General features: G+C 65.6%; 5 protein-coding genes. 2 read left to right on the top strand and 3 right to left on the bottom strand.

The features are described 5' to 3' along the window. The coding region (locus EOA28_RS27750) for a Xaa-Pro peptidase family protein (protein WP_148670885.1) at positions 1-830 on the top strand (830 nt) is incomplete at its 5' end. A gap of 175 nt (positions 831-1,005) precedes the next feature. Here the strand turns inward: EOA28_RS27750 and EOA28_RS27745 are convergent. From EOA28_RS27745 to EOA28_RS27735, 3 genes are read right to left on the bottom strand one after another with little or no spacing between them, the layout of a single operon-like run. After that, positions 1,006-1,422, bottom strand: coding sequence for a cupin domain-containing protein (locus EOA28_RS27745; protein ID WP_127252692.1), 417 nt, complete (start codon positions 1,420-1,422; stop codon positions 1,006-1,008). Positions 1,423-1,426: 4 nt separating this feature from the next. Next, positions 1,427-2,266 carry a phosphoenolpyruvate hydrolase family protein gene (locus EOA28_RS27740; protein WP_127252691.1) on the bottom strand — a complete coding sequence of 280 codons (840 nt, stop codon included), beginning with the start codon at positions 2,264-2,266 and terminating at the stop codon, positions 1,427-1,429. An 11-nt stretch (positions 2,267-2,277) separates the two neighbouring features. Continuing rightward, positions 2,278-3,474: a Tm-1-like ATP-binding domain-containing protein gene (locus tag EOA28_RS27735; protein WP_127252690.1), complete on the bottom strand. Its 1,197-nt coding sequence runs from the start codon at positions 3,472-3,474 to the stop codon at positions 2,278-2,280. 212 nt (positions 3,475-3,686) lie between these two features. On the opposite strand from EOA28_RS27735, the gene EOA28_RS27730 reads away from it, so the two are divergent. Beyond that, positions 3,687-3,912 (top strand): TetR family transcriptional regulator (locus EOA28_RS27730; protein WP_189342209.1); only part of this gene is annotated, 226 nt, incomplete at its 3' end.

The raw sequence follows: 3,912 nt of genomic DNA, 5'->3' as shown, positions 1-3,912 counted from the left end.
AGTCTGCGGCGCGCATCGGCATCGAGCCCGGCTTCCTGCCGTCCGACGCCTATATGCTGATCCGCAAGGCGCTGCCGGATGCCAAGCTGATCGATGCGACCGGCATGCTCGAGACCATGCGCGCCACCAAGACCGAGGCGGAGCTGGAACAGCTGCGCATCGCTTCCGAACTGATTACCGATTCCATGCTGGCGACGATCGCCTGGGCGCGCGAGGGCACGAGCAAGACCGATATCATCGAACGGCTGAGGCGCGAGGAGACCAATCGCGGCGCGCATTTCGAATATTGCCTGCTGACGCTGGGCTCCAGCCACAACCGCGCTGCCTCAAGTCAGGCGTGGAAGAAGGGCGAGGTTATGTCGATCGATTCCGGCGGCAACTATCACGGCTATATCGGCGACCTTTGCCGCATGGGCGTGCTCGGCGAGCCGGATGCCGAGTTGGAGGATCTGCTGGCCGAAGTCGAAGCGGTGCAGCAAGCTGCCTTTTCCAAGGTCAAGGCCGGCACGCTCGGCGGCGACATGATCGCGCATGCGGAAGGCGTGCTGAAGGCATCCAAGGTTGCGGCCTATACGGATTTCTTCGCCCACGGCATGGGCCTGATCACGCATGAGGCGCCGTTCCTGATGACCAACCATCCGGTCGCCTATGAGGGCACCTACGCGGCAAAGCCGCTGGAAAAGAACATGGTGCTGTCGGTCGAGACGACCATGCTTCACCCGACGCGCGGCTTCATCAAGCTGGAGGATACGGTCGCGGTGACCGACAGCGGATATGTGATGTTCGGCGACCGCGGGCGCGGATGGAATAGGGGTGGGGCGGCAGCTTAGCTTCGACGGCGCTCCCCCTCACCCGGATTGCCAGCCGAATTGCGAAGAGCAATTCGGGGCAATCCGACCTCTCCCCGAGGGGAAGAGGAGCCTGCCGGCGCCAGCGCCACCTCTTCTCCCCGCCGGGGAGAAGGTGGCCGCGCAGCGGCCGGATGAGGGGCTGCGACGCTGAAAATTATGTGCCCGCCGGCAGCAGCTTGAAATCCGGCAGCTCCCGCAACACCAGCTCAGGCCCAGTTGGCGAATAGACAACAAACAGCTGCATCGGCTGGTCGCCGGTGTTGAGCGTCGAGTGGAAGCGGCTTTCCGGCACGTAGATGGTGCAGCCGGGACCGACCTTGGCGACGACCGGATTGCCCTTCGCGTCCTCCACCATCTGCTCGCCATGACCGGAGATGACGAAGATGATCTCCTCGGCGCCGGGGTGGTTGTGGCGGGTATGCCCTTTGCCCGACGGCAGATCGACGACGCCGCCTGAAAAGCGTTCGGCGCCGTTCACTTCCGGCGCGACGGTCAGCGAGAGCTTGCCCCAGTCGAAGCCGAAGGCGCTGACATCCTTCGGGTAGACGAACACTTTGCTTTTGTCGGCCATCGCCTCATCCCTTCCTTTTCATGATCGCCTTGAAATCCGCCGTCTGCCTGGCGATCGCCGCTTCGGCCGGCAGCCGTTCCATCGAGCTTGCGCCATAGAAGCCGTGCAGCCCCTCGCAGCGCTCGAGGATGTAGCGCGCGTCGTCGGGCATCGAGATCGGCCCGCCGTGGCACAGCAGGATGACATCCTCGCGCACCGAGCGCGCGGCATCGGCGATGGCGTCGATCTCCTTGACGCAGGCGTCGAGCGTCTTCGCCGAGGTGGCGCCGATCGAGCCGCCGGTCGTCACACCCATATGGGCGACGACGATGTCGGCGCCGGCCCTGGTCATGGCGCGCGCCTCATCGGGATTGAAGACGTAGGGCGTGGTGAGCAGATCGAGCTGATGCGCCTCGGCGATCATGTCGACCTCGAGACCAAAACCCATGCTGGTCTCCTCGAAGCTCTGGCGCATGGTGCCGTCGAACAGGCCGACGGTCGGAAAATTCTGCACGCCGGAAAAGCCCATCGTCTTCAGCTCGGAAAGCAGCAGCGGCATGATGACGAAGGGATCGGTGCCGTTGACGCCGGCCAGCACCGGCGTCTTCTTCACCACCGGCAGCACCTCATAGGCCATCTCCTTGACGATCTCGTTGGCGTTGCCATAGGCGAGCAGGCCGGCGGCCGAGCCGCGCCCGGCCATGCGATAGCGGCCAGAATTGTAGATGATGATCAGGTCGATGCCGCCGGCTTCCTCGGCCTTGGCCGACAGGCCGGTGCCGGCACCACCGCCGACGATCGGCACGCCGTCGGCGATCATCCTGCGGAATTTCTCCAGGATTGTTTTGCGCGGGATGGCGGCCATGCTTGTCTGTCTCACTTCCTGGCGATGTCGAGGAACGCCTCGGCCGCAGCCTTGGCGAAGGCGGGATCGTTGATGTGCAGCGGCAGGCGCGTGACGGTGCGGTCTTTCGTCGGCTCGATCGTGCGCTCGATCGCATCGAACAGCGCCGCGTCGGCCTCCGCGTCGAAGAAGGCGCGGCCTTCTATATCGAGCGCCGAGACGCCCTTTTCCGGGATCAGGAAACGGACCGGGCCGTCGCAGCGGGCGAGGCGGTCGCCGATCCATTCACCGATCCGGCGGCATTCATCGGCCGTGGTGCGCATCAGCGTGACATTGGGATTGTGCTCGTAGAACAGTCGCCCACGATATTTGTCCGGGATGGTCGGTGGCGCCCAGAAGTTCACCATGTCGAGCGCGCCGACCGAGCCGACATAGGGCAGTTTGGTGCGGGCGATGGCGCCGAAGCGATCCTCGGTCGCCGGCAGCACGCCGCCGAACAGCAAATCGCAGACCTCGGTCGTGGTGATGTCGAGGACGCCGGCCAGCAGGCCGCTGTCGGCGAGCTTCTCCATCGAGCGGCCGCCGGTGCCGGTGGCGTGGAAGACCATGCAGTCATAGTCGGCGCGCAGGCGCTCGACGATCGCCGTCACGCAAGGCGTGGTGACGCCGAACATTGTGAGCCCGAGCGCCGGCTTGCCGGCCGCGATCGGCGCCGGTTTTGCCGCCATGCCGGCGATCGCCTGGGCGGCATTGTGCAACACGACGCGGGAGAGCCTGTTCAGTCCCGCCATGTCGGTGACCGACGGCATCATGATGATGTCGGACACGTCGACATAAGGCGCGGTGTCGCCGGAGGCCAGCGTCGAGACCATGATCTTCGGCAGGCCGAGCGGCAGCGCGCGCATGCCGGCGGTGACGATCGAGGTGCCGCCGCCGCCGCCGATGCCGATCATCCCGGCGATGTCGTCGCGCGAGCGGATGAAACCGGCGAAGGCGACGCCCATGCCGGCAACGGCGGCACCGCGGTCATCGATGCCGAGAACCGCACCGGCTCCCTTGGGATGATGCGCGGCGACCTCGCTGGCCGGGATATCGACCGGGACGGTCGCGCCCCGCGTGCCGATATCGACACGCACGACGGCGCCGCCCGCAGCAGCGACGGCATCGGCCAGGAAGGCAAGCTCCTCGCCTTTGGTATCGGCGGTGCCGACCACATAGATGCGCTTCATGCGCGTTTCCCCGTCGTCCGGCATGGTCGGCTTTGCCGCCTGCCTTCTTGCCCCACCCTTAAGCTCCTCGGCAAAGGCCTCGTCGCTGGTGGGGACCTAATTTTTTGCCCCACCCGTAAGCTCCTCGGCAAAGCCTCGTCGCTGGTGGGGACTCCGTCATTTGCCCGGCGTTGCGCCATTGCAAATTTTTGAGACGCGCGTATCGTATTGATATGGATGTCTCACGTCAACAAGCCGTCGCCAAGGATGAGGTCGCCCAGGCGCCTGCCGTCGAGAAGGGGGCGCGCGCCCGCACCAGGCGGCTGATGCTGGAGACGGCGACGCGGCTGATGCAGTCCGGCATGACACCCTCGGTCAGCGAGGTCGCGGAGGCGGCGGAGGTGTCGCGCGCAACCGCCTACCGGTATTTCCCGAGCCAGGCGGCGCTGGTGCAGGCCG

The organism is Mesorhizobium sp. M2A.F.Ca.ET.067.02.1.1 (genome assembly GCF_004023285.1).
GTDB lineage: Bacteria > Pseudomonadota > Alphaproteobacteria > Rhizobiales > Rhizobiaceae > Mesorhizobium.
Note: the sequence above shows the minus strand (reverse complement) of the source record. Positions and strands in the feature narration are given on the sequence as shown.